The 22,566-nt window shown below is 71.9% G+C and carries 20 protein-coding genes; 10 read left to right on the forward strand and 10 right to left on the reverse strand.

Annotated elements, in window-relative coordinates; genetic code table 11:
• The first annotated feature begins 33 nt into the window (after nucleotides 1-33).
• The 4 genes from IEY56_RS24090 to ccsB are packed head-to-tail and all read left to right on the forward strand — an operon-like array spanning nucleotide 34 to nucleotide 4,482.
• Nucleotides 34-636 (forward strand): TlpA family protein disulfide reductase, encoded by a 603-nt coding sequence (locus IEY56_RS24090; protein WP_189039371.1) that lies wholly within the window; start codon nucleotides 34-36, stop codon nucleotides 634-636.
• A 37-nt stretch (nucleotides 637-673) separates the two neighbouring features.
• Nucleotides 674-1,450 carry a cytochrome c biogenesis CcdA family protein gene (locus tag IEY56_RS24095; RefSeq protein ID WP_189039420.1) on the forward strand — a complete coding sequence of 259 codons (777 nt, stop codon included), beginning with the start codon at nucleotides 674-676 and terminating at the stop codon, nucleotides 1,448-1,450.
• 3 nt (nucleotides 1,451-1,453) lie between these two features.
• Nucleotides 1,454-3,391 carry a cytochrome c biogenesis protein ResB gene (gene resB / locus IEY56_RS24100; RefSeq protein WP_189039372.1) on the forward strand — a complete coding sequence of 646 codons (1,938 nt, stop codon included), beginning with the start codon at nucleotides 1,454-1,456 and terminating at the stop codon, nucleotides 3,389-3,391.
• Nucleotides 3,388-4,482, forward strand: a complete 1,095-nt coding sequence (gene ccsB / locus IEY56_RS24105) for a c-type cytochrome biogenesis protein CcsB (RefSeq protein WP_189039373.1) — start codon at nucleotides 3,388-3,390, stop codon at nucleotides 4,480-4,482. The genes resB and ccsB overlap by 4 nt, the downstream gene beginning before the upstream one ends.
• 86 nt (nucleotides 4,483-4,568) lie before the next feature.
• On the opposite strand, the gene IEY56_RS29130 is transcribed toward ccsB, so the two are convergent.
• Nucleotides 4,569-5,120, reverse strand: coding sequence for a PLD nuclease N-terminal domain-containing protein (locus tag IEY56_RS29130; RefSeq protein ID WP_373292178.1), 552 nt, complete (start codon nucleotides 5,118-5,120; stop codon nucleotides 4,569-4,571).
• 162 nt (nucleotides 5,121-5,282) lie between these two features.
• Between IEY56_RS29130 and IEY56_RS24115 the strand changes: the two genes are divergently transcribed.
• Both IEY56_RS24115 and mqnP read left to right on the forward strand, forming a co-directional pair.
• Nucleotides 5,283-6,734: a menaquinone biosynthesis decarboxylase gene (locus IEY56_RS24115; RefSeq protein ID WP_189039374.1), complete on the forward strand. Its 1,452-nt coding sequence runs from the start codon at nucleotides 5,283-5,285 to the stop codon at nucleotides 6,732-6,734.
• On the forward strand, nucleotides 6,731-7,687 hold the full coding sequence (gene mqnP / locus IEY56_RS24120) for a menaquinone biosynthesis prenyltransferase MqnP (RefSeq protein ID WP_189039375.1): 957 nt from the start codon (nucleotides 6,731-6,733) through the stop codon (nucleotides 7,685-7,687). The genes IEY56_RS24115 and mqnP overlap by 4 nt, the downstream gene beginning before the upstream one ends.
• Nucleotides 7,688-7,788: 101 nt before the next feature.
• Here the strand turns inward: mqnP and IEY56_RS24125 are convergent, their stop codons facing one another.
• The 3 genes from IEY56_RS24125 to IEY56_RS24135 all read right to left on the reverse strand — a co-directional run bounded on the left by IEY56_RS24125 (nucleotide 7,789) and on the right by IEY56_RS24135 (nucleotide 10,601).
• On the reverse strand, nucleotides 7,789-8,421 hold the full coding sequence (locus tag IEY56_RS24125; protein WP_189039376.1) for a rhomboid family intramembrane serine protease: 633 nt from the start codon (nucleotides 8,419-8,421) through the stop codon (nucleotides 7,789-7,791).
• 91 nt (nucleotides 8,422-8,512) lie between these two features.
• Nucleotides 8,513-9,784 carry a hypothetical protein gene (locus IEY56_RS24130; RefSeq protein WP_189039377.1) on the reverse strand — a complete coding sequence of 424 codons (1,272 nt, stop codon included), beginning with the start codon at nucleotides 9,782-9,784 and terminating at the stop codon, nucleotides 8,513-8,515.
• Nucleotides 9,785-9,929: 145 nt separating this feature from the next.
• Nucleotides 9,930-10,601, reverse strand: coding sequence for a UbiX family flavin prenyltransferase (locus IEY56_RS24135; RefSeq protein ID WP_189039378.1), 672 nt, complete (start codon nucleotides 10,599-10,601; stop codon nucleotides 9,930-9,932).
• 323 nt (nucleotides 10,602-10,924) lie between these two features.
• On the opposite strand from IEY56_RS24135, the gene IEY56_RS24140 reads away from it, so the two are divergent.
• From IEY56_RS24140 to IEY56_RS24150, 3 genes are all read left to right on the forward strand, one after another.
• Nucleotides 10,925-11,380, forward strand: coding sequence for an Lrp/AsnC family transcriptional regulator (locus IEY56_RS24140; protein ID WP_189039379.1), 456 nt, complete (start codon nucleotides 10,925-10,927; stop codon nucleotides 11,378-11,380).
• 85 nt (nucleotides 11,381-11,465) lie between these two features.
• Complete coding sequence (mqnE, locus tag IEY56_RS24145) at nucleotides 11,466-12,632, forward strand: aminofutalosine synthase MqnE (RefSeq protein ID WP_189039380.1); 1,167 nt, start codon at nucleotides 11,466-11,468, stop codon at nucleotides 12,630-12,632.
• Nucleotides 12,633-12,680: 48 nt separating this feature from the next.
• Nucleotides 12,681-13,367, forward strand: a complete 687-nt coding sequence (locus IEY56_RS24150) for a UdgX family uracil-DNA binding protein (RefSeq protein WP_189039381.1) — start codon at nucleotides 12,681-12,683, stop codon at nucleotides 13,365-13,367.
• A 70-nt stretch (nucleotides 13,368-13,437) separates the two neighbouring features.
• Here IEY56_RS24150 and IEY56_RS24155 read toward each other — a convergent pair whose 3' ends face one another.
• Nucleotides 13,438-14,730 carry an NAD(P)-binding domain-containing protein gene (locus IEY56_RS24155; RefSeq protein WP_189039382.1) on the reverse strand — a complete coding sequence of 431 codons (1,293 nt, stop codon included), beginning with the start codon at nucleotides 14,728-14,730 and terminating at the stop codon, nucleotides 13,438-13,440.
• Nucleotides 14,715-16,121: a carboxylate--amine ligase gene (locus tag IEY56_RS24160; RefSeq protein WP_189039383.1), complete on the reverse strand. Its 1,407-nt coding sequence runs from the start codon at nucleotides 16,119-16,121 to the stop codon at nucleotides 14,715-14,717. The genes IEY56_RS24155 and IEY56_RS24160 overlap by 16 nt, the downstream gene beginning before the upstream one ends.
• 144 nt (nucleotides 16,122-16,265) lie before the next feature.
• Between IEY56_RS24160 and IEY56_RS24165 the strand changes: the two genes are divergently transcribed.
• Nucleotides 16,266-17,492: a glycoside hydrolase family 26 protein gene (locus IEY56_RS24165; RefSeq protein ID WP_189039384.1), complete on the forward strand. Its 1,227-nt coding sequence runs from the start codon at nucleotides 16,266-16,268 to the stop codon at nucleotides 17,490-17,492.
• Nucleotides 17,493-17,515: 23 nt separating this feature from the next.
• Here the strand turns inward: IEY56_RS24165 and IEY56_RS24170 are convergent, their stop codons facing one another.
• Genes IEY56_RS24170 through IEY56_RS24185 form a run of 4 tightly spaced genes read right to left on the reverse strand, consistent with a single transcriptional unit; the run spans nucleotide 17,516 to nucleotide 22,459 of the window.
• Nucleotides 17,516-18,769, reverse strand: coding sequence for a GNAT family N-acetyltransferase (locus tag IEY56_RS24170; protein ID WP_189039385.1), 1,254 nt, complete (start codon nucleotides 18,767-18,769; stop codon nucleotides 17,516-17,518).
• Nucleotides 18,766-20,397, reverse strand: coding sequence for a hypothetical protein (locus tag IEY56_RS24175; RefSeq protein ID WP_189039386.1), 1,632 nt, complete (start codon nucleotides 20,395-20,397; stop codon nucleotides 18,766-18,768). The genes IEY56_RS24170 and IEY56_RS24175 overlap by 4 nt, the downstream gene beginning before the upstream one ends.
• A gap of 8 nt (nucleotides 20,398-20,405) precedes the next feature.
• Nucleotides 20,406-21,611 carry a glycosyltransferase gene (locus IEY56_RS24180; RefSeq protein ID WP_189039387.1) on the reverse strand — a complete coding sequence of 402 codons (1,206 nt, stop codon included), beginning with the start codon at nucleotides 21,609-21,611 and terminating at the stop codon, nucleotides 20,406-20,408.
• Nucleotides 21,608-22,459 (reverse strand): polysaccharide deacetylase family protein, encoded by an 852-nt coding sequence (locus IEY56_RS24185; protein ID WP_229712166.1) that lies wholly within the window; start codon nucleotides 22,457-22,459, stop codon nucleotides 21,608-21,610. The genes IEY56_RS24180 and IEY56_RS24185 overlap by 4 nt, the downstream gene beginning before the upstream one ends.
• Nucleotides 22,460-22,566: the final 107 nt, after the last annotated feature.

Genomic DNA, 22,566 nt, shown 5'->3' on the forward strand with positions numbered 1-22,566 from the left:
AGATCCCTTCGAGAGCCATGCGAAACTTTTCACATGAGTAGGATCCGCACCTTCCGCCGACGCTCCGCCCCGCTGGTCGCCACGGTCGTGGCGGGTGTGGCCGTGCTCGCCGGGTGCGGTGATGGAGAGACCGGATCGTCGTCCGGCGACAAGAACTTCGTGGAGGGCACCGGCCAGATCACCAAGGTGCCCGGCGGTGAGCGGCAGGCGGCCCCGGACCTCTCCGGCAAGGGCGTCGACGGCGAGCGGCTGGACCTCTCCGACTACAAGGGGAAGGTCGTCGTACTCAACGTCTGGGGCTCCTGGTGCAAGCCCTGCCGCGACGAGGCGCCGAACCTCGCCAAGGTCGCGCGGGAGACCGACGACGAGGACGTCCAGTTCCTCGGCATCAACACCCGCGATCTGGACCGCGCCAACGCGAAGGCCTTCGAGCGCAACTACGAGGTCGACTACCCGAGTTTCTACGACCCCAGCGGCAAGCTGATCCTCCGCTTCCCCCGCGGCAGCCTCTCCCCGCAGGCCATTCCGTCGACGCTGATCCTCGACCGCGACGGCAAGATCGCCGTCCGGGCGCTCAAGGAGCTCAGCGAGCGGGAGCTGCGCTCCGCGCTCGACCCGCTGACGGCGGAGAAGTGACCGCGGCATGAGCGAGTTCGCCGAAGCCGCCGCCCAGATGACGGCGGCCGCCGCCGGCCCGGGCGGGGTGAACCACACCGTCCTGAGCGGTGCGCTGCTGCTGGCGGTTCCGATCGCGGTGCTCGGCGGTCTGGTCTCCTTCTTCTCCCCGTGCGTCCTGCCGCTCGTCCCCGGCTACCTCAGCTACGTCACGGGGGTCAGCGGCACGGACCTCGCGCAGGCGCGCCGCGGCCGGATGCTTCTGGGCGCGGGTCTCTTCGTGCTCGGTTTCACCGCCGTCTTCGTCTCGGGCGGTGCCCTCTTCGGAGGCTTCGGGGCGACCCTGCAGGAGCACCGGACGGTGATCTCCCGGGTGCTGGGGGCGCTGACGATCCTGCTGGGCCTGGCGTTCATGGGAGCGCTCGGCCCGCTGTCGCGCTTCACGTCCCGCGAGTTCCGCATCCACCGCAGGCCGGCTGTCGGCCTCGCGGGGGCGCCGATGCTCGGCGTGCTCTTCGGCATCGGCTGGACGCCCTGCATCGGGCCGACGCTCGCCGCGGTGCAGACCCTCGCCTTCAACGAGGCCAGCGCCGGACGCGGCGCCCTGCTGACCGTGGCGTACTGCGTCGGCCTCGGCGTCCCCTTCGTCGTCGCGGCCATCGCCTTCCGCCGGACGCTCGGCGCCTTCGGCTGGGTGAAGCGGCACTACGCGTGGGTGATGAGGACGGGCGGGGCGATGCTGGTCGTCGTCGGGCTGCTGCTCGTCACGGGGGCCTGGGACCGGATCGTGTACGACCTGCAAGTCTGGTCGTCCGACTACACCGTGGGAATCTGAGCTATGCGTACGACGTCCACCGACTCCGGCGACAGCGGTGCCTCCGGGCACGGCGGCGGCGACGCCGCGGACACGGCCGGGGACGAGACCCGGCTGGCGCGCGAGGCCGCCTCGCAGCTCGATCAGCTGGACGAGCAGTCGCAGCGTTCGACGCTCTCGACAGCTCCCGGCGAGGACAGGCTCAACGTCCCCTCCATGAGCGCCCTCGGCTGGGCCCGCTGGATCTGGCGGCAGCTGACCTCGATGCGCGTCGCCCTGATCCTGCTCTTCCTGCTCTCCCTTGCCGCGATCCCCGGCTCGGTCATCCCGCAGACCGACGTCGACAGCGTCAAGGTCGAGGAGTTCAAGCAGAAGCACGACGTCATCTCGCCCGTCTACGAGAAGCTGCAGCTCTTCGACGTCTACACCTCGGTGTGGTTCTCCGCGATCTACATCCTGCTGTTCGTCTCGCTGGCCGGCTGCATCGTGCCGCGCACCTGGCAGTTCGTGGGCCAGCTGCGGGGGAGGCCGCCGCGTGCGCCGCGGCGCCTGCACCGGATGCCGGCCTACACGACCTGGCACACCGGAGCCGAGCCGGACGCCGTGCTGGGCAGGGCCTCGAAGCTGCTGGGGAAGCGGCGCTTCCGGGTGCAGCGCGACGGTGACGCCGTCGCCTCGGAGAAGGGCTACCTGCGCGAAGCGGGCAACCTCGTCTTCCACGTCGCGCTCATCGTGCTGCTGCTGGCGTTCGCGGCCGGGCAGCTGTGGAAGTCCGAGGGCGGCAAGCTGATCATCCAGGGCGACGGCTTCTCCAACACCCTGACGCAGTACGACGACTTCAAGTCCGGCTCCCTCTTCGACACCAGCGACCTGGACTCGTTCGGCTTCACCCTCGACCGCTTCCACGCCACGTACGAGGAGAGCGGTCCGGAGAAGGGCACCGCCCGCGACTTCCGCGCCGACGTCTCGTACTGGAAGGGGGCGGACGGCAAGGAGCGGCAGAGCACGATCGAGGTGAACCATCCGCTGGAGGCGGGCGACACCAAGGTCTACCTGAACGGCAACGGCTACGCGCCCGTGGTCTCCGTCAAGGACGGCGAGGGCAGGACGGCCTACCGGGGGCCCGTCCCGTTCCTGCCGCAGGACGGGAACCTGACGTCGTCGGGGGTCGTGAAGGTCACCGACTACCGCAACGCGAAGGGGTTTAAGGACCAGCTCGGCTTCCAGGGCTTCTTCGTGCCGACCTTCGGCGGCTCGGGCTCCGGCTCGATGTTCTCGCAGTCCCCTTCGCTGAAGTACCCGGTGCTCTTCCTCACCGCCTACCACGGCGAACTCGGGTACGAGAGCGTCTACCAGCTCGACACCGAGCCCATGAAGCAGTTCAAGGGGAAGGACGGGAGGCCGCTCGCGAAGAAGATCCTCCCGGGCGAGTCCATGAAACTCCCGGACGGGAAGGCCTCGCTGAAGTTCGAGGGCGTACGGAAGTGGGCCCAGTTCCAGATCGTCCATCAGGTCGGCAACGGCTGGGCGCTGGGCGGTGCGATCGCCGCGATCGCCGGGCTCGCCGGTTCGCTGTTCGTCCAGCGGCGCCGCGTGTGGGTGCGAGCGGTCGCGGGGCCGGACGGCCGTACCGTCGTGGAGATGGCCGGGCTCGGCCGCAGCGAGTCCGCGAGGCTCCCCGAGGAGCTGGGCGACCTGGCGTTCGCCCTGCAGTCCGACGCCCCTCCGGTGCACGAAGACGACGCGACAGACGCCGCACCGGACGCCGCTGAGGACGCCGACGCCGCGGGCGCCGGCGAGACCGAGAAGACCGAAGACGCCGACGGCACCGGCACCGGGGGAGCGGACCAGAGCCCCGCTCCTGAGGTTCCCCCGTCCCGCGCCCCGACCCCGCCCGGCAAGACCACCCAAGACAGCCCCCAGGACGGCGCCGAAGCCTCGCCGCGAGGAGAACGCCAGTGAACATCGCTGCCGCAACCAACGAGAGTCTCGCCGAGATCAGCAACTACCTGATCTATTCGGCGATGGCCGTGTACACGCTCGCCTTCGGCGCGCATATCGCCGAGTGGGTCTTCGGCAGCCGCAGCAAGGTCGCACGCACGGCCGCGGCGCTGAGCGGCAAGGGCGAGAAGGAGAGCGGGGACGCCGCCGCGCCCGCGGTCAAGGTGCGCGAGGGCGGGAGCACTTCGGTGCTGGAGCGCCCCAAGGTCGTCGTACGCTCCTCGGCGGGCCGCCGCGGCGACCTCCCGGACGGCCCCGGCGCCGCGGGCGGTGACGAGCAGGGCGACCTGTACGGCCGGATCGCCGTCTCCCTGACGACGCTGGCCTTCCTGCTGCACGTGGCGGGCGTGCTCGCTCGCGCGCTGTCCGTGCAGCGTGCCCCCTGGGGCAACATGTACGAGTTCTCGACAGCCTTCTCGATGGTCGCCGTCGGCGGCTACCTCGGGTTCCTCGTCGCGAAGAAGAACGTCCGGTGGATCGGCCTGCCGCTGGTCACGACGGTCCTGCTCGACCTCGGGCTGGCCGTCACCGTGCTCTACACCGAGAGCGACCAGCTCGTGCCCGCGCTCCACTCCTACTGGCTGTGGATCCACGTCTCGCTGGCCATCTGCTGCGGCGCGCTGTTCTACCTCGGCTTCGTGGCGACGGTGCTCTACCTCTTCCGGGACCGCTACGAGGTGAAGCTGATGGACGGGGGCAAGCCCGGCGGCTTCGCCACGTCCGTCCTGGAGCGGCTGCCGTCCTCGACGTCGCTGGACAAGTTCGCGTACCGCATCAACGCCGCCGTCTTCCCCGTGTGGACGTTCACGATCGTCGCCGGCGCGATCTGGGCGGGCGACGCCTGGGGGCGCTACTGGGGCTGGGACCCGAAGGAGGTCTGGTCCTTCATCACGTGGGTCGCGTACGCGTGTTACCTGCACGCCCGCGCCACCGCGGGCTGGAAGGGCCGGAAGGCCGCCTACCTGGCGCTGCTGGCCTTCGCGTGCTTCCTCTTCAACTACTACGGCGTGAACATCATCTTCAACGGCAAGCACAGCTACGGCGGGGTCTGATCCGCGCGGCCCGTCCGGGCCGTCGGCCGCCTCACTCCCGCCCGCCGTCGTGCCGCGTCAGCCGCCGCGCGCCCCGGCGGGTGGGCTCAGCGGGCCTGAGGCGGCTCGTCCGAACCGTTGTCCCGCTGCCGTGCTTCCTCTTCGCGGCGGTGCAGCTCCGCCTCCTGCCGCGTCGGCTCGGCGGGCGCGCCGTCGCCTGAGGGGCCGCCTTCCGCCGGCGCGGAACCCGCGGCGGGCTCGGCGTTCTTGCCGCGCTCGCCGCCCTCGGCCCCGGCGTCCGGACCGGTCTCGAGCGGACGGTCGGCCTCCGCGCCGTCCTCGTCGCGCTGCTCACCGTCGGACCGCGGATCGTCGGAAGGCGTCCCGTCCTTGAGCGACTTCAGGAACTCCGGGTTGTCGTCCGGGGCGACCCACCGCCGCTCGTCGGGGCGGGTGGCGCCGTAGGGGGCGTTCCGGCGGGGGCGTCCGACCGCGAACCAGGCGATCGGGCCGAGCAGCACCTGGCCGAAGAGCAGGATGATGAGGACCCACGCCACCTTCGGCAGCTTGCGGACCTCTTTCTCCGGTGTGTTCAGGCAGTCGATGAAGGCGTAGATCCACACCGCCAGGACGAGGATGAACGGCAGGTACCTCAGCATGTGTGACGCCCCCTAGGCGAGCTGACTCGGCGCGGCGGGCCAGTAGTGCGGTTGGCGCGGTTCGCGTTGCGGTTCACGTACGTAGGCCAAGCGTAACGGGGAGCTGCGCGGCCCCGGGGGCGGGCGGCGAAGGCCGCGGGGCCATACCCGATACTGGAGCGCATGGCTTACGACGATCTCCGCTCGCTGCTGCGGGCGCTGGAGCGGGACCGGGACCTCAAGCGCATCAAGGCCGAGGTGGATCCGTACCTCGAAGTGGGGGAGATCGTCGACCGGGTGCAGAAGGCTGGGGGCCCGGCGCTGCTCTTCGAGAACGTCAAGGGTTCGCCGCTGCCGCTCGCGATGAACGTCTTCGGGACGGACCGCCGCCTGCTGAAGGCGCTCGGGCTGCGCTCCTACGACGAGATCAGCGAGAAGATCGGCGGACTGCTGAAGCCCGAACTCCCCCAGGGGTTCGTGGGGATGCGCGAGGCGTTCGGGAAGCTCGGCGCCATGGCGCACGTACCGCCGAAGAAGGTCAAGGACGGTCCCGTGCACGACGTGGTCGTGCAGGGCGACGACGTGGACCTGGACCAGCTGCCCGCCCTGTTCACGTGGCCGGAGGACGGCGGCTCCTTCTTCAACCTCGGCCTGACGCACACGAAGCACCCGGAGACGGGCGTACGCAACCTCGGCCTCTACCGGCTCCAGCGGCACGACCGCCGCACCATCGGCATGCACTGGCAGATCCACAAGGACAGCCGCAACCACTACCAGGTCGCTGCCCGGCGCGGTGAGAAGCTGCCCGTCGCCATCGCCTTCGGCTGCCCGCCCGCCGTGACGTACGCCGCGACGGCGCCGCTGCCGGGCGACATCGACGAGTACCTGTTCGCGGGGTTCACCCAGGGCAAGCGCGTCGAGATGGTCGACTGCAAGACCGTGCCGCTGCAGGTGCCGGCGAACGCGGAAGTGGTCCTGGAAGGCTGGCTGGAGCCGGGGGAGATGCGCCCGGAGGGTCCGTTCGGAGACCACACCGGTTTCTACACGCCGCAGGAGGACTTCCCCGCGCTGACGATCGACTGTGTGACGATGCGGAAGCGCCCCGTCTTCCAGTCGATCGTCGTGGGACGGCCGCCGACGGAGGACGGGCCGCTCGGCCGGGCCACGGAGCGGTTCTTCCTGCCGCTCTTCAAGATCATCGTTCCGGACGTCGTGGACTACCACCTCCCCGAGGCGGGCGGGTTCCACAACTGCATGATCGTCTCGATCGACAAGAAGTACCCCAAGCACGCACAGAAGGTCATGCACGCGATCTGGGGCGCGCACATGCTCTCCCTGGAGAAGCTGATCATCGTCGTGGACGCCGGGTGTGACGTACGCGACCTCCACGAAGTCGCGTGGCGGGCGCTCGGGAACGTCGACTACTCGCGTGACCTGACCGTCGTCGAAGGACCGGTCGACCACCTCGACCACGCCTCCTACCAGCAGTTCTGGGGCGGCAAGGCGGGCATCGACGCCACCGCGAAGCTGCCCGAGGAGGGCTACACCCGCGACGGCGGCTGGCCGCAGATGATCGAGTCCGACCCGCGGATCGCCGAACGCGTCACCGCGCGCTGGAAGGAGTACGGCCTGTGAGCGGCGAAGCAGTCGCGGGCGGCGGCGCAGCGGGACACGGGGAGACCGCCCGGCCCGCGTCCGCGGGGAGCCCGCACCCGCAGGGCGGCGTACGGGCGTTCCTGCGCCTGGTGATGATCGAGCACTCCGTCTTCGCGCTGCCCTTCGCCTATATCGCCGCGCTCACCGCGATGTTCGGGGAGAGCGGAGCCGTTCAGTGGCGCGAGCTGCTGCTCGTCACCGTCGCGATGGTCGGGCTGCGCACCTTCGCCATGGCCGCCAACCGGATCATCGACCGCGAGATCGACGCCCGGAACCCTCGCACGGCCGGACGCGAACTCGTCACCGGCGCACTGTCGGTCCGCTCGGCGTGGGCGGGCGCCCTCGTCGCGGTCGTCGTCTTCCTCGGGGCGTGTGCCCTGCTCAACCCGCTCTGCCTCGTGCTGGCTCCGGCGGCCGTGCTCCCGATGGTCGTCTATCCGTACGGGAAGCGCTTCACCGACTTCCCGCACGCCATCCTCGGACTCGCGCAGGCCATCGGCCCGGTCGGCGCGTGGATCGCGGTGACCGGCGCCTGGTCCTGGGACGCGGTGGTGCTCGGGCTCGCGGTCGGCGTGTGGATCGGCGGCTTCGACCTGATCTTCGGCTGCCAGGACGTCGCGGCCGACCGCGCCCACGGGGTGCGCTCCGTGCCCGCCCGCTTCGGGATCGCGGGGGCGCTGTACGGGGCGCGCGTCAGCCACGTCGTCACGGTGCTGCTGCTGTTCTGGTTCGGCTGGCTCACCGGCGCGGGGGCGTTCTACTGGCTGGGGCTGGCGATCGTGGCCGGCGCCTTCGTCTATGAGCACTCCATCGTCAAGCCCGGTGACCTGTCCCGCCTCAACCGGGCCTTCTTCAGCGTCAACGGCTTCATCGGCATCGCGCTGTTCGTGTGCGCGCTGCTCGACCTCGCCGTCCGCGGGCTGGGCGTCTGACGGCCGGACGCCCCGCGCCTCCCGTGCCCCGCGCCTCCCGTGCCCGGTGCCGACGGCCCGGCGTCAGTGCCCGGCGTCGTTCAGCGCGGAGGAGACGGCCGTCAGTGCCAGGCGGGCTTGGCCCCGCCGGGCGCGCGCCGGGAGGACGTGAGGAAGGCGGCCACGATCCCGCCGACCAGCCCGAACAGGTGCCCCTGCCAGGAGATGCCGCCGTCGGTGGGCAGCACACCCCAGAGGATCGAGCCGTACAGGACGGCGACGACACCGCCCAGCGCCACGTCGGTGATGCGGCGGTCCACGAAACCGCGCACCAGCAGGTAGCCGAAGAGGCCGAAGATCAGGCCCGACGCCCCCGCCGTGTTGCTCGCCGGCGGGGCCACCAGCCACACGCCCACCCCGCTGACCACGATGATCGTCAAGGCGACGGCGAGGAACCTCGCCGTCCCGCGCAGCGCGGCGAGGAAGCCGAGGACGAGCAGCGGCAGCGTGTTCGCCACGAGATGGCCGAAGCCGAAGTGCATGAACGCGGCCGGCACGACGTCGACCAGTTCGCCCTGCTGGCGCGGAACGATCCCGAAGGTGTCCAGAGCGTGACCGGACGCGTAGTCGACCGCCTCCAGCACCCACAGCAGCGCGACCCAGGCCAGTATGAGCTTGGCCGCCGTCCTGGCGCCCCCGCTCGTGACCTTGCCGCTGCTGGTGCTGTCGGTGCCGGACCCTGATCCGTACGCCATCGAGTCTCCCCTTGAGAAGAGTGGGCGGAGCCGATGCCTTTGCAGTGGGAACGTGGCAGACGGCGCGCGTGTTCCGTACTTCAGGATGGCGTCAGAAATGCTCCGTGCCCAGGGCGCCGTACATCAGCGCCGCTACGAGGTCCTGCGGCTCGAGCTCCTTCGTCCCGCCGGGTGCGGTCACGGGCACGGCGTCGCCGCCGCTGAACTCCACGCGCATCGGCAGGCTCCTGCCGGTGCCGGTGAACTGGTCGAGGTCGAGCGTGAGCGTCGTCAGCTGGCCGCGGCGGATGTCGAGGTCGGCGGTGACGTCGCGGTCCGGCACGCGGTCCGGGTCGATCTCCGCTCCCAGCGGCTTCAGCGCCGAGACGAGGTCGTCGGCGGCCTTGTCACCCGGAAGCGTGAGCCGGACGCGCTCGGCTCCGTCGTGCTCGCCACGGTCGGAGAATTCGGCGTGCTCGCGCAGCAGTTCCTGCACTCCCGTCACGAACTCCCGCTGGGACTGCCCATCGAGCGCGGAACCGATGGTCACCGCGTCACGGATCTCGCGGGTGCGCCGGGCCTGCTCGCTCTTCCGCTCGGCCTCCGCCCTCTCCGCGTCCTCGCCCCGCCGGGCCTTCCCCGACTTCTCGCCGTCCCCGCCGTCGTCGTCCCCGGCCTTGCCGTCCGGACTCTCCGCGTCCCCGGACTGCTTCTTCTCGCTCTCCGTCCGGTTCTTCTCCCGGTCGGCGTCGAGCGACGCGCGGGCCGCGAGCATCTCGGCGGTACGGGCGAAGTCGTCGAACGCCTCCGGATCCACCCGCACCCATTCGCCGTCGAGGGCGTCCTTGGCCGCGCCGAGCGTGGACGGCAGATCGTCCGTGAGCCCGACGATCTCCGACGCCGTGCGGCGGGCCTTCGCGGAGCCGTCCGCCTGGCGCACCAGCGAGCGCAGGCTCACGCGCAGATAGAGCTTGTCCTGCACGGACTTGACGGCGGCGATGTCCTTGCCGCCGAAATTGAGCGCGGCCGCCACGTTCGCCGCGTCCGACCCCGGCATCTCCTTCAGCGGCACCTCCTCGTCCCCCGAGCCGGCGGCCACGGTCAGCTCCGCGCGTGAAAGGCGGAGGGCGTCCCGCCGCGGAACCGGCTTGCCCCGCGCCGCCTCGAGGAATCCGCGGGCACGCTCGGGCGAGCCGTCCACGGAGACGGTGACGCTGGCCGCCGACTGCTCGCCGAGTTTCACCACCGCGTTGCGGACCTTCATGCCCGTCGTCAGCTGCTCCGCCGCGCTGCACGCGGCGGCCGAGACGGCCAGCAGGGCGGCACACGAGGCGGCGGCGGTGAGCCGCAGCCGGGAACGCGGGCGCGGGCGGGAGGACTGCATGCGGAAAGCCAACCGCATCACGTGCCTCCGGCGCCAGTCGGTACCGGGCCACGGTGCTCAGCCCTGGAGCCGGCCGCGGGCCGCACCGTCCGGGCTGCGCCCCCGGGGCCCGCTCCGGTGAGGAACTGGTTCCGCCGAGCCGGTCTCAGGCCCCGCGCCCGGGCCCGGCCAGCTCGCCCTCCCAGCGCCGGTAGAGCTTGTGCGGCACGCCCGCCGCGTCCAGCGCACGACCCGCGACGAAGTCGACGAGCTGCTGCACGGTGCTGCCGCCCGCGTAGAACGCGGGCGACGCCGGCAGGACGACGGCGCCCGCCTCGTCGAGCGAGACGAGGTGCTTCAGCGTCTGCCCGTTGAGCGGCGTCTCCCGTACTCCCACCACGAGGGGGCGCCGTTCCTTGAGGGTTACCGAGGCGGCGCGCTGCAGCAGGTCCTTGGAGAGGCCGAGCGATACGCCGGCGACGCAGGCCGTGCTGGCGGGCACGATCAGCATCCCGCGGACCGGGTACGACCCCGACGAGGGGCCCGCGGCGAGGTCGCCCGCAGGCCAGTGCCGTACAGCGCCGACGTCCGGATCGAACGCGTCCGGGGTGCCGTCCGCGCCGCGTGAGAGCCAGCGGTGCAGGTCCTCGTCGGCATGGCCGTCGCGGAAGGCGTGGCCCGTCTCGTCCAGGATCGTCAGCCGTGCCGCTCTGCTGACGATGAGGTCGACGTGCTCGCCGGCGTCCAGCAGCGCCCGGAGGACGGCGGCGGCGTACGGCGTTCCCGAGGCGCCGGACACCCCGACGACCCACGGGCGGCGATCGGTCGTTGCGGTCACGCCACCGAGCGTACGCGGGGCCGCCGCGGCCCCGGCCGCCGGGACGGACGGACGGGCACGGGCGGGCACGGTCCCGCGCCGTACGGGCCGCTGCGGCGGCCACGCCCCCGGCGGGAAGGCTCCGCAGCGGCACAGCGAGGGCCTCCGGAGGCCCTTGAGCAGAGGTGTCTGAGGGCGAGCGAGCCCCATGCCTTAGATTCGTTACCGGAGAATTCGCAGAACCACGCTTCCCTGCCGGGAGGACTTCCCCTGCCTCGGGCGGGAGGACGCGCCCCGCGGCGGCGAGGACAGTCCAGGCATTCGGCGACGGAAGGCACCAGGACATGGACGCGGTCGACAGGCAGCTCATTCAGGCCCTGCGTGAGAACGGCAGGGCCTCATACGCCGAGCTGGGCCGGCTCGTCGGCCTCTCCGGCCCCAGCGTCACCGACCGCATCAACCGTCTGGAAAGCGCGGGCGTGATCACCGGCTACCGCGCCACCGTCGACGCCCGCTCGCTCGGCCTGGGCGTCACCGCCCTCATCGGCATCCAGCTCAGCGACGCGACGGATCACGAGGACGTGGCGGGCCGCCTGCGGAGCCTCACCGAGGTCGAGGACTGCTGGTTCATCGCGGGCGACGACTCGTTCATGCTCAAGGTGCGCGCCTCCGACGTCGACGCCCTGGAGACGCTCATCCAGAGGCTGTCGGGCACGAAGGGCGTCTCGAGGACGCGTACGACCGTCGTCCTGTCCACGAAGTGGGAGAACCGGGTCGGCGAACTGCCCCAGGAGGTGTGAGCGCGGCAGACCGGCCGATCGGTCCGCGCCCTCGGGGAGTAGGCTCCAGAAGGCGCTCGAAGCACACATCCGAGGAGGGCGACGCATGGACGCTGGGCTCAAGCGCGAGCTGGAGGAGAAGGTCCGCGCAGGTGAACGGCTTACGCGTGAGGACGGCCTGGCCCTCTACGACAGCGACGACCTGGCATGGCTCGGCGGTCTCGCCCACGAGGTGCGAACGCGGAAGAACGGCAACGTCGTTCACTTCAACATCAACCGCCACCTCAACATGACGAACGTGTGCACGGCCTCGTGCGCGTACTGCTCCTTCCAGCGCAAGCCCGGTGAGAAGGACGCGTACACGATGCGCATCGAGGAGGCGGTGAAGCTCGCCAAGGCGATGGAGGGCGAGAACCTCACCGAGCTGCACATCGTCAACGGCCTCCACCCGACGCTGCCGTGGCGCTACTACCCGCGGTCGCTCAGCGCCCTCAAGGAGGCGCTGCCGGACACCGTGTCGCTGAAGGCGTTCACGGCCACCGAGATCCAGCACTTCGAGAAGATCTCCGGGCTGGACGCGAGCGAGATCCTCGACATCCTCATCGAGTCCGGCCTCGAGTCGCTGACGGGCGGCGGCGCCGAGATCTTCGACTGGGAGGTCCGCCAGCACATCGTCGACCACGACACCCACTGGGAGGACTGGTCGCGCATCCACCGGCTCGCGCACCAGAAGGGTCTGAAGACCCCGAGCACGATGCTGTACGGCCACATCGAGGAGCGCAGGCACCGCGTCGACCACGTCCTGCGGCTGCGTGAACTGCAGGACGAGACGGGCGGGTTCCAGGTCTTCATCCCGCTGCGCTACCAGCACGACTTCGTCGACATGCAGGACGGCAAGGTCCGCAACAGGCTCCAGGCGCGCACCACGATGGCGTCCGGCGCGGAGGCACTGAAGACGTTCGCGGTCTCGCGGCTGCTGTTCGACAACGTGCCGCACGTGAAGGTCTTCTGGGTGATGCACGGCGTGCAGACCGCCCAGCTCGCACTGCAGCACGGCGCGGACGACATGGACGGCTCCGTCGTCGAGTACAAGATCACGCACGACGCCGACAACTACGGGACGCCCGACAAGCTGACCCGCGAGGACCTGCTGGAGCTCATCCGGGACGCCGGCTTCCAGCCCGTCGAGCGCAACACCCGGTACGAGATCCTGCGCGAGTACGACGGGCCGGACCCGGAGCGCCGCGAGTCGCCGCAGCCGATGCGGATCTGAGCCCGAACGGCCGGGTGGCCGGCGCGGGCCCCGGGGTACCCGGGGCCCATGCCAGCCACTGACGGAGCTGCCGGCCGGGACAGAGGGCCGGAGGACGACTACACCGCCGAGCCCTTCCTGCCGGACGGCGAAGCCGGACTCGCCGCTCTGCGCGAGGCAGCCGCCGGATGCCGCGGCTGCCCGTTGCACGTGGACGCGACGCAGACGGTGTTCGGCAGCGGTGACGCCGGTGCACGCGTGATGCTCCTCGGGGAGCAGCCCGGCGATCAGGAGGACAAGCGGGGCGAGCCCTTCGTGGGCCCTGCGGGCCGGATCCTCGACGAGGCGCTGGAGGAGGCCGGGATCGACCCGGCGCAGTCCTACGTCACCAACGCGGTGAAGCACTTCAAGTTCGGCTACGCGTCCGGCGGGCGCGGCAAGCGCCGCATCCACAAGGCGCCCGGCCTGCGGGAGATCACGGCGTGCGGCCCCTGGCTCCGCGCCGAACTCGCCCTCGTACGGCCGGAAGTGATCGTCGTCCTGGGCGCGACGGCGGGAAAGGCGCTGTTCGGTTCCTCGTTCAGAGTCACCAGGGAACGCGGATCGCTGATCGAGCAGGACGTGCACGGGCGGCACGAGCGGGTGGTCGCGACCATCCATCCGTCCGCCGTGCTGCGCGCCGACGACCGGGAGGCCGTCCGGGCCGGGCTGGTCTCCGACCTCGAGGTGGCCGCCGGCGCGCTGCGCACGTCCTGAAGCGAAGCCTTTTTCAAGGGCCCCTGATCAGGGACTTCTGATCAGGGGCTCCCGAAAGCGACTGGACGGATCAGCGCTGTCCCGCCTGCCCCGCCAACTGCCCTTCCGCGCCGCGGTGCTGCTCGACGGTGCGGGCGCGCGCCGCGTGCGGGACGGTCGCCAGCCGCGGTGCCGCCAGCCGCCGCTGCACGCCCTGCACGAGCCGCGAGGCGGTGAACGTGGCGCCGTAGACGAAACGCATCGAGGGGCCGTACGCGGGTGCCGTGAGCAGCCCGGCGAAGAACAGGCCGGGATGTGAGGACTCGAAGCGGGCGTTCAGCTCCGGAGCGTCACTGCTGCCGACGCGGTGCAGGATCGCGCGCACGGAGTCGTCGAGCATCGACAGCCGGGCGAGCCGGGGGGCGAAACCGGTCGCCGCGACGACGTGGTCCGTCTCGACGGTGCGCACGATGCCGTCGGTGGACTCCAGCCGCAGTCGCACCTGGTCGCGCACCAGCTCGGCGGCTGTCAGGCGGCTGCTGAGCAGGACCGGCACCGCGAACTCGAAGCGGTCGCGCAGCCACCAGGCGCCCGCGGGCCCGAGCGCCGTGCGGGCGATGTGCACGCGCAGTCCCGCCGGCAGCTTCCGCACCGCCCACGGGATCTCCGACCACGCCCAGCTCGGCCAGCCCGTGCCCAGCCCGCAGTGCGGGTCGCGGATCGCCTTGAACAGGGAGCGCTCCAGCGGCTGCGGCGGTGTGTTCCAGTTGATGCGGTCCGCGCGTGCCACGACGCGTACGTGGGCGCCCTCCTCGGCGAGCAGCGCCGCGGACTCCAGCGCCGCCTGCCCGGCGCCGACCACTGTGACGTCCTTGCCCTTGAAGCGGGACAGGTCGCGGTGGTGGCTGCTGTGGGAGACGAACTCGGCGGGCAGCTTGCGCAGCGGTCCCGGCTTGTGCACGAAGGGCATGACGCCGACCGCCAGCGCCACGGTGCGCGAGACGAGCACCTCGCCCTCGGCTGTCTCGACGCGGAAACCGCGAGCGCACGGCACGACGGAGGTGACTGTCTGCTCGTCCGCGGGCGGAGCCGCCCGTTTGCCGAACCACTGCCCGTACTCGGTGAACGTGCCGATGGGCAGGGGCCGTCCGTGCTCGACGGTGATGCCGCGTGCGGCGCAGTACGCGGCCAGCGTGTGAGTACCGGCGGGGTCGGAGAGGTTGGAGGACCACGGCTCGGACTTGAGGAACATGCCCTGCGGCATGTGGTCGCGCCACGAGGCCATGGGCCTGCCGAGGACGCGCAGATTGAGTCCGGAGGCGGCGGCGTGCGAGGCGATGGAGAGGCCGTAGGGCCCTGCGCCCACCACTACGAGGTCGTACATGCGTTTCCTTCTCTCTGATCATTCACTGATCGCTCATCACGAGGGGTGCGGAACCGCGGCGCCGGAGGCAGCGCCGCCGCAGCGGACGACGGCAGCTTCGACAGCCGGCGCCGGACGCCCCGCCCGACCTTCGACATGCAGCGGACGAACCACGCCGCCCCCATGGCGAAGAACGGGCGGGGGTCGTCGAGGGAGAACCAGGCGCCCTCCACCCGGCCGCGCCGTTCCCGCACCCCGTGCTCCCGGGCGTCACCGCGGCCGCGTCCGCGGCCGGAGGCGCGGCCGGGAGCACGCCAAGAGCCCCGGTCCCGGTCACCGGTCCGCAGCCCGAGGGAGGCGGTGGTGGCCAGCGCGGACAGCAGGGCGTAGTTCTCCGCGACGAACACCCGGCCCGGCCTGCCGCGTTGAGCGGGCACGGCACGCCCGGTGAGGTGCAGGTGCTGTGCGCGTACGACGTCCGTCCCGGCAACGTCGGTGAACAGCCGGAACTGGGCTCCGGGGCGGGGGTTGAAGTCCAGCAGGTGGTAGGTGCCCGTCAGCGGGTCGAGTCTGAAGTCGAGGTCGAGGATGCCGCGGTAGTCGACCTCGGCGGCGAGCCGCGACGCCGCTTCCTCCACCTCCCGGTTGGCGAGCCAGGTGCCGACGGCGGTCAGGCCCGTGCGAGGCGGCCACGACATCTCCTTGCGGCCCGCGCCTCCGGCGAGGAAGCGGCCGTGCTCGGCCGCGTAGCCGTGGAAGAACCAGTCCGTCCCCCGGCCGCCCGGGAGGCGCTGCTGCAGCAGCAGCCGGCTGCCCGCCTGGGCGCTGCGCTCGAACAGCGCGCTCGCGTCGTCGGGCGTCCTCACGAGAGTGGTGCTGCGCATGCCCTCCGGGAGCAGCCACGGGCGGCTCCACTTGGCCACCACCGGGAGCCCGAGTGCGACGGCCTGACCGGCCGCGTCGACGGCGCTGCGCGGCGTGACCGTCGTGGGGTGGGCGATGCCCGCCTGCTCGCACAGCAGGGAGAGTTCGGCCTTGTCGGCGACGCGCGCGGGCAGCTCCGGCGAGATTCCGGGCAGCATGTAACGGCCCGTCAGGCGGGGTGTGAGTGCCGCGACGGCGAGTGCGCTGCGGTCGTCCAGCGCGATGAGCACGGCGGGCCTGCCGATGGAATCGGAGATCCGCAGGAGCGCCGGTTCGAGCCCCCTTTTCGTGGTGCTTCCCGGCGGCAGCGTGTGCACGCGGTGCAGGAATCGGCTGCTTCCCAGCGGCCCTTGTGCGGAATCCAGCGCGACATGGACCTTGATCCCCGTGCGACCGAGCGATCTGACAGCCCCCAGCGTTCCGTGGTGGAACGGATTGGGATCGAGCCGGAGCAAAAGGACGGGGACTTCCGTGTCGAAGGTCGGCATGGGTATGTCCTTGCGTCATGAATGGGGCGAACAGGGAGAAAATCTCTCCATTGGGATATCAGATCGCACTACGCCGTTCCGGAGGGTGAGGTCTGAAATGCGTGTTTCGCGACGCGCCGACGTCGCCGACGGATCGGAGGAACGATGGGGAGCCCCAAGCGCCGCAGAGTCAAAGGGGTTTGCGGCGTCATCGCCGGAGCGGGGCTCTTGGCCTCCTGTAGCGTCATTCCTGTGGGATTGCCTGAATTTGAACCGCAGTCGTTCATGCGTGGCGCCGCACAGCCCGTCGGCAGCACCGAGTCAAAGAAGCGCGAGCCCGCCACGGCGCCGTCACCCTCCACGGAACCGGTGCCGATGGTGGGCGCCTTCCTCCGGTCCGACGAGCGGGGCGTACGCGCGATCGACGGCTTGCAGCGCTGGCTGGGCGGCACGGACCTGCGCGTCGGGCACACCTACCTGCCCGGTGACCTGTGGTCCAACATCGAGGGCCGGCCCCGCTTCCTCGCGCCGTGGGCGCGGTGGCGCAACGCCGAGCGGGACCGCATGTTCGTGCTCAACGTGCCGATGCTGGAGCGGAACGAGGAGCGGCTCTCCGACGGCGAGGTGCGCGGGCTGCTCCGCGCGGGAGCGTCCGGACGGTTCGACTCGCACTACAGGACGCTCGCCGAGCGGCTGGTGCGGATGGACCTGCAGGACACGGTCGTCGTGCTCGGCTGGGAGATGAACGGCACGACGTACAGCCACCGTTGCCGCCCCGAACCGCAGGCGTGGAAGCGGTACTGGCAGCGCATCGTGCGGACGATGCGCTCCGTCGAGGGGCAGAAGTTCAAGTTCGACTTCACCCCGAGCCGCGGCCGGGACGCGATCCCCTGGCCGGAGTGCTACCCGGGCGACGACGTCGTCGACATCATCGGCATGGACACGTACGACCAGCCCGAAGGGGCGCCGTTCGAGACGCACGTGCACGAGGCGTACGGGCTGCAGGCGCAGGTGGACTTCGCCGCAGAACACGGCAAGGAGATCTCGTATCCGGAATGGGGCCTCTTCCGCAACGGCGACAACCCCGAGTACATGAACCGGATGATCGACTGGTTCGAGCGGCACAAGCCCCTCTACCAGACGATCACCGACTACTGCCCGCACGGCGTGTGGCAGTGCTCGCACAACCCGGACTCGGCGGAGACGTACCGCGGGGCCTTCTTCGGACGTCCCGAGAACGGACAGGCACCCGCTCCGGCACCGGAGCCGGAGCGGCCCGCGGAGCCCGCCCCGTCCGACCGCCCGACGCGGAAGCCGCTGTTCGACAAGTGCTTCAGGGGCAACGACATCTGCGTCCGGATCGACAACAACCTGCCCGACTGGATCGGCTGACCCCCCCCCGGACGGCGGGGTTCTCACCCCGCCGTCCGCCGGGCTCCCCCTTCAGCCGGACGCCCGTTCCCGGACCGCTGCCCCGCGGTCCGCGTCCGCCACATCCATCCGCCTCCCCCCGCGTACTGCCGGACCAGTTCGGCGGCGAGGGACCGTCCGAGGATCTGCGCCGTGTGCAGCGCCAGGCCCGGCGCCATCTCGCGGCGGGCGAGAACGAACCGCTGGTTCGGCACGGGGTGCGGCTGCCAGCGCAGCTTGTGGGGTTCCGTGCCGCGCAGCAGGCTCAGCGTTCCGCGGCCGCTGCTCTCCGCGAACGCCGCGTCGTGCCGCAGCAGCATCGTGGTGATGTCGAGCCTCGCGGCGCGCAGACGGGGGTGGGCGCCGTAGAGGTAGCCGCAGACCATGTCTTCGGAGCTCAGGCTGATGTCCGAGGCGACGGTCTCGCCGCCGATGCGGTATTCGGTCAGCACGGCATCGCCGCTCGCCACCAACTTCCGCACAGTGCGCTGCAGATGGGCGCGGAAGCGGGGGAGCAGGTGCTCCGGCGTCACTCCGCGGCCCTCCCACTGCAGTTCGTGCAGTCTCAGCATCGTCCGTACCGCGGCGGTCGCCTCCGCGGGACCCACCAGGTGCTCGGTGACACCCGCCTTGTCGATCTTGCGCAGCTTCTGCCGGGTGCGCTTGGCGCTGGGTGCCGGCAGCCGCTCCAGCATCGTGTCCATGGACACGCCCGGCAGCTCCAGGCACACCGAGTCCCGGAACTTCCGGCGCGGGCCCGCCCACGCGTCGTAGAGCCGCTCGGCAGCAGCACCGGGACGCACCTCGCGGAGGTCCACCACCGCGCCCCGTGCCACCCGGTGCAGCGCTCTCGCCAGGGCCGGGGCGGCATCGGGGTCGCCGTCGTCCAGCAGCACGTCCGAGAAGTCGGTGATGCCGCCGCCGAGGGCGACCAGCGTGGGCAGGGGGGTGTACGTGAGCATCATCGGTGCGGCGCCGACGAGTTCGCCGCTCCTGCTGACCAGCACGACGCGGAGCCGGCCCGGGAGGCCGTAGGAGAGCCACCACGAGTGCAGCCACGCGTGGCTCTGGAACGGGGTGGAGGACCTGCTGCGGCGGCGCAGGCCGTCCCACTGTCCGGCGAGTTCGCCAAACACTTCGGGATCGCGGACGAGCCTCGCGGACGTCGCCGTTCCCTCAGGGGCGGCCGGGGCCTTCGCGGAGGCGGGCGCCGCCGTGGCGGTGCCCGCGCTCGCGGGTGTCCGGACGGCGGTGCTCATCGCACCGGCTCCGCACGCTTGCCGGTGCCGCTGACCTCTGCGGGCAGGGGTGCGGGCGCGGCGGCGGAGGGGGCGTCATCGGCTGAGGAGGCGGCTGAGACGGCGGCCTCGTCGAGGCGGTGCGCGGGGGAGGCGCCCGGAGCGGCGGCGGGCGACCAGTCCGCCGGGTGAGGCCGGCGGCCCCGCTGCGGACGTGCGAGCAGCACGAGGCCGCCGATCAGTCCGCCCGCGCAGCCGCCGACCCCGACCGCGACGGAGGAGGACGGCGAGACGGGCGCGGCCGGAGCCACCGCGTCCGAGAGGACGGTCAGCCGGGCGCCCGTCCGCTTGACGCTCGCCTTGGCCGTCCGCGCGAGGGCCTTGGCGACGGCGTCGGCGTTCTTCGCCGCCTGCTTCGGACGGGGCGACGAAGCGGTGATCTGCACCATCGGGGCGTCGGGCGAAGTGGTGGCCTGCACGGTGTCGTTCAGCGTGCCCCGGCGGAGCTTCGCCTTGGCTTCGGCCTCGGCGAGGACGACCGGGTCGGTGGCGACCTTCCCGTACGCCTGCGCGTATCCGAGGGCCGACGCCGCGTCCGAGCGGCCGGCGGGGGAGACGACCACGTAGCTGATGGCCGCGTACTGCGGCGGAGTCGCCGAGGAGTAGACCGCGCCGCCCGCGGCACCCAGCGCGATGCACAGCGGCAGCGGCCACCACCTCGGCACGCGGCGAAGGGACGCGGCGAGGCGGCCGGGACGGCGGCGCTCGCCGCGGGGCGCAGCCTCGGGCGCACCGCGCCGGGCGGACTTCGTGCGCTCGGCGGGCTTGGTGCGCTTGGCGGACTTGCGCGTCCTCCCGGCCTTACGGGGCTTCTCCGTCCGCGAGTCGGTACGGGACGGCTCGGCGGCGCGGTTCTCCCGTGTGCCGCTCGCCGTCCCGGCCTCAGCGCCTACGGCGTCTTCAGCGTCCGCGGTGTCCGTGCCTGCCGTCTCCGGGTCTGCGCTCTTCGCGTCGGCGGTCTCCGTGTCCACCGTCTTGGCGCCGTCCGCCGCCGTGTCCGCGGCCTGGGCGTCTCCGGCCTTTCCGGCGTCACCCTTCGGGGCGTCGTCTTCCGCGGACTCGGCGGGCTCCGTGCCGGGCCCGCCTCTCGCCCGCACGGTCCGTTCCGCGTCGCGCGGTGCCGGGGGAGCGGCGGGCGCCTCCGCGTCCTCGGTGCCGAGGGCGATGCTCTTGGTGCGGAGGCCCTTCGCCGCGACCGCCTGCTTTTCGGAACCATCGTCCCGGGACGCTGGCTTCTCCTCTGCCGGCTCGCCCGCGACGTCGCCGGTCCCGGTCCCCGCCGCTGATCCCGCGTCAGCTTCCGCCTGCGCTCCGGAAGATGCGGGGTCCTCCGACTTCCCGGCGGTGGCGCGGTCCTTCTCGTCGACCGCCCCGGTGGCGCCGTCCTTCGCGGTGGCCTCCCCACTCGCGCCGGTGTTCCCGGAGCCTTCGGCGTCCTTCGCGGGCGTCTCGGCTTCGGCGGCAGCGGCCGCCTCGGCCGCCGGCCTGGCCGTGCGGCCCGTCGCGCCGCGACGCGAGGAACGGTTCGTGCGTGTCGAACGGGAGGCCGGACCGGTGGCCGACTTCGCTCCCTGTGCGGCTTTGGACATGGCAGTGCTCACCTCGTTGTCATGGGAAGGTTCGTCGGCGCCGGGGAGGGAGCCGGGGCCACCGCGGGCGGTGCCGGGGCGGGCAGTTGCGGGGCGGTGCTCGTCGCAGCGCGGTAGAGGGCCATCAGACGTTCCGCGCTGTGCGCGATGTCGTAGCGCTCCACGACCGGGGGCACGGGCAGCCGCCCGGCTCCTGCCGTCTGGTACTCGCGCAGCAGCGCGGTGAGTTGGGGCACGCCGGTGCCGATACGGCGGGCGCCGGGCGCCTCCTCCGGCAGCAGGTCCTCGACGGCGGGGCAGGTGACGTACAGCGCGGGCAGGCCCGCGGCGAGCGCTTCGAGCACGGCCAGCCCGAACGACTCCTCGGACGACGGCGACACGAAGACGTCCATGGCCGACAGCACTCCGGGGATCTCCCACTCGCCCCCGGCGCCGGAGGCGGCGACCGTCCCGTCGCACTCCCCGAGCAGATGGATCCGGTCCTGCGCGCCGAGCGCCTCGACGATGGCCCGCAGGTTGCCGTGCTCCGGGCCGTCACCGGCCAGCAGCAGATGGGCGTCCGGGAGTACGGCCACAGCGCGCACCAGCGTCTCGAAGTGCTTGCCGGGGACGAGCCTGCCCACGCCGCCCACCACGAAGGCCCCCTCCGGGATGCCGAGCCGCGCCCGGGTGCCCGCGCGCAGCGCCGCGTCGAAGCGGAAGCGGCTCGCGTCGATGCCGTTGGGCACCGTGTGCACGCGTGACGCGGGGACGCCCCACCTCCGCAGCCGGCGGGCCACCGTCTCGGAGACCGCGACGGTGGAGCAGCCGAGCCGTTCGGCGGCCAGGTAGAGCGCTCTGACGCCGAAGTTGAGCGGCCGTCCCTCGATCTCCTTCTCACCGAGGGAGTGCTCCGTGGCGATCACGGCGCGTACGCCGGCGAGCCGGGCCGCGAGTCGTCCGTAGAGGCAGGCGCGGTAGAGGTGGGTGTGGACGAGGTCGTATCCGCCGTCCCGGATGAGCTGCACCAGGAGGGGGAGGACGGTGATGTCGCAGTTCCCGCCCATGCCGAGGTGGGTGACGCGGTGCCCGTCGGCGAGGATGCCCTCCGCGACGGTGCCGGGCGCGGTGAGGGTGAAGACGTCGCAGCGCGCCGGCAGGTGACGCAGCAGCAGACGCAGTTGCTGCTCGGCGCCCCCCACGCCGAGTCCCGTGATGATGTGTGCGACCTTCACCGCTTGCTTCCGCTCTCGTCGTCCGTCTGTCCGGCCGTGGAGGCGCCTTCGCCGGCCCGGTGCGCCTGCGAGGTGGCGTCCTGCGGGACGGCGTGCGGCCGCTTCGGTCCGAGGGCCGCGCTCTCGGAGACGGGCAGCGGCTTGCGGCGCAGCGGGTGCAGGGCTCTCTTGAGGAACAGCCGCACCGAGTTGTCCGACGCGTCGACGTGCACTCTGGGCAGGGCGTGTACGCCGGTGAGCGGGCCGGGGTCGATCGCGCAGGCGTAGCCGTAGCCGGCGGTGCGCACGGCGTCGACCGCCCGAGCGTCGACGGTGCCGTACGGGTAGCAGAACCCGGCGGGCGCGGTGCCCGTGATGTCGGCGATCAGAGTGCGGCTGTGCCTCGTCTCGCGTTCGAGCGTCGCGTCGTCGGCGGTGGTGAGGTCGGTGTGGAGCAGGCCGTGCGAGCCGATCTCCATGCCCTCGGCCTCGGCCGTCCTGATCCCGTCGGCGCTCAGCAGCGGTTTGCGCGGCCCGAGTTCGTCCCACGCGTTGTCGCCGCCGAGCCGCCCCGGCAGGACGAACACGGTGGCGGTGCAACCGTGCCGGCGCAGCAGCGGCAGCGCGGTGTCGACGAAGTCCGCGTAGCCGTCGTCGAACGTCAGCCCGACGAGACCGGCGCCGCGGCCGGACGCCCGGGCCCGCATCAGCTCCCCGACGCTCACGCCGGTCAGGCCGCGGCTGCTCAGCCACCGGAGCTGCCGGTCCAGCCGGTAGGGGGAGACGGTGATCCGGTACGGGTCGTCGGCGCAGGTGGAGACCGAGTGGTACATCAGCACCCAGGGCGGGCGGCGCCGCTGCATGATCATCGGTGCGGTGGAGGGGGCCGTCACCGGCTTACGGGACGCGGCCGGCACGGGGACGCGGCGCTGTGGCTTGGGCAGCGCGGACGGGACGACGGTCTGGCGGGCGCGGA

The sequence above is a fragment of the Streptomyces daqingensis genome (assembly GCF_014645895.1).
Taxonomy (GTDB): domain Bacteria; phylum Actinomycetota; class Actinomycetes; order Streptomycetales; family Streptomycetaceae; genus Streptomyces; species Streptomyces daqingensis.

Coding starts and splice junctions, on each gene's coding strand:
- IEY56_RS24175 (WP_189039386.1), bottom strand. CDS start 20,397: ATGTCCAAAGCCGCACAGGGAGCGAAGTCGGCCACCGGTCCGGCCTCC.
- IEY56_RS24170 (WP_189039385.1), bottom strand. CDS start 18,769: ATGAGCACCGCCGTCCGGACACCCGCGAGCGCGGGCACCGCCACGGCG.
- mqnE (WP_189039380.1), top strand. CDS start 11,466: ATGGACGCTGGGCTCAAGCGCGAGCTGGAGGAGAAGGTCCGCGCAGGT.
- IEY56_RS24160 (WP_189039383.1), bottom strand. CDS start 16,121: ATGCCGACCTTCGACACGGAAGTCCCCGTCCTTTTGCTCCGGCTCGAT.
- IEY56_RS24140 (WP_189039379.1), top strand. CDS start 10,925: ATGGACGCGGTCGACAGGCAGCTCATTCAGGCCCTGCGTGAGAACGGC.
- IEY56_RS24155 (WP_189039382.1), bottom strand. CDS start 14,730: ATGTACGACCTCGTAGTGGTGGGCGCAGGGCCCTACGGCCTCTCCATC.
- IEY56_RS24125 (WP_189039376.1), bottom strand. CDS start 8,421: ATGGCGTACGGATCAGGGTCCGGCACCGACAGCACCAGCAGCGGCAAG.
- IEY56_RS24090 (WP_189039371.1), top strand. CDS start 34: ATGAGTAGGATCCGCACCTTCCGCCGACGCTCCGCCCCGCTGGTCGCC.
- IEY56_RS24095 (WP_189039420.1), top strand. CDS start 674: ATGACGGCGGCCGCCGCCGGCCCGGGCGGGGTGAACCACACCGTCCTG.
- IEY56_RS24115 (WP_189039374.1), top strand. CDS start 5,283: ATGGCTTACGACGATCTCCGCTCGCTGCTGCGGGCGCTGGAGCGGGAC.
- IEY56_RS29130 (WP_373292178.1), bottom strand. CDS start 5,120: ATGCTGAGGTACCTGCCGTTCATCCTCGTCCTGGCGGTGTGGATCTAC.
- resB (WP_189039372.1), top strand. CDS start 1,454: ATGCGTACGACGTCCACCGACTCCGGCGACAGCGGTGCCTCCGGGCAC.
- IEY56_RS24185 (WP_229712166.1), bottom strand. CDS start 22,459: ATGATCATGCAGCGGCGCCGCCCGCCCTGGGTGCTGATGTACCACTCG.
- IEY56_RS24150 (WP_189039381.1), top strand. CDS start 12,681: ATGCCAGCCACTGACGGAGCTGCCGGCCGGGACAGAGGGCCGGAGGAC.
- IEY56_RS24165 (WP_189039384.1), top strand. CDS start 16,266: ATGGGGAGCCCCAAGCGCCGCAGAGTCAAAGGGGTTTGCGGCGTCATC.
- IEY56_RS24130 (WP_189039377.1), bottom strand. CDS start 9,784: ATGCAGTCCTCCCGCCCGCGCCCGCGTTCCCGGCTGCGGCTCACCGCC.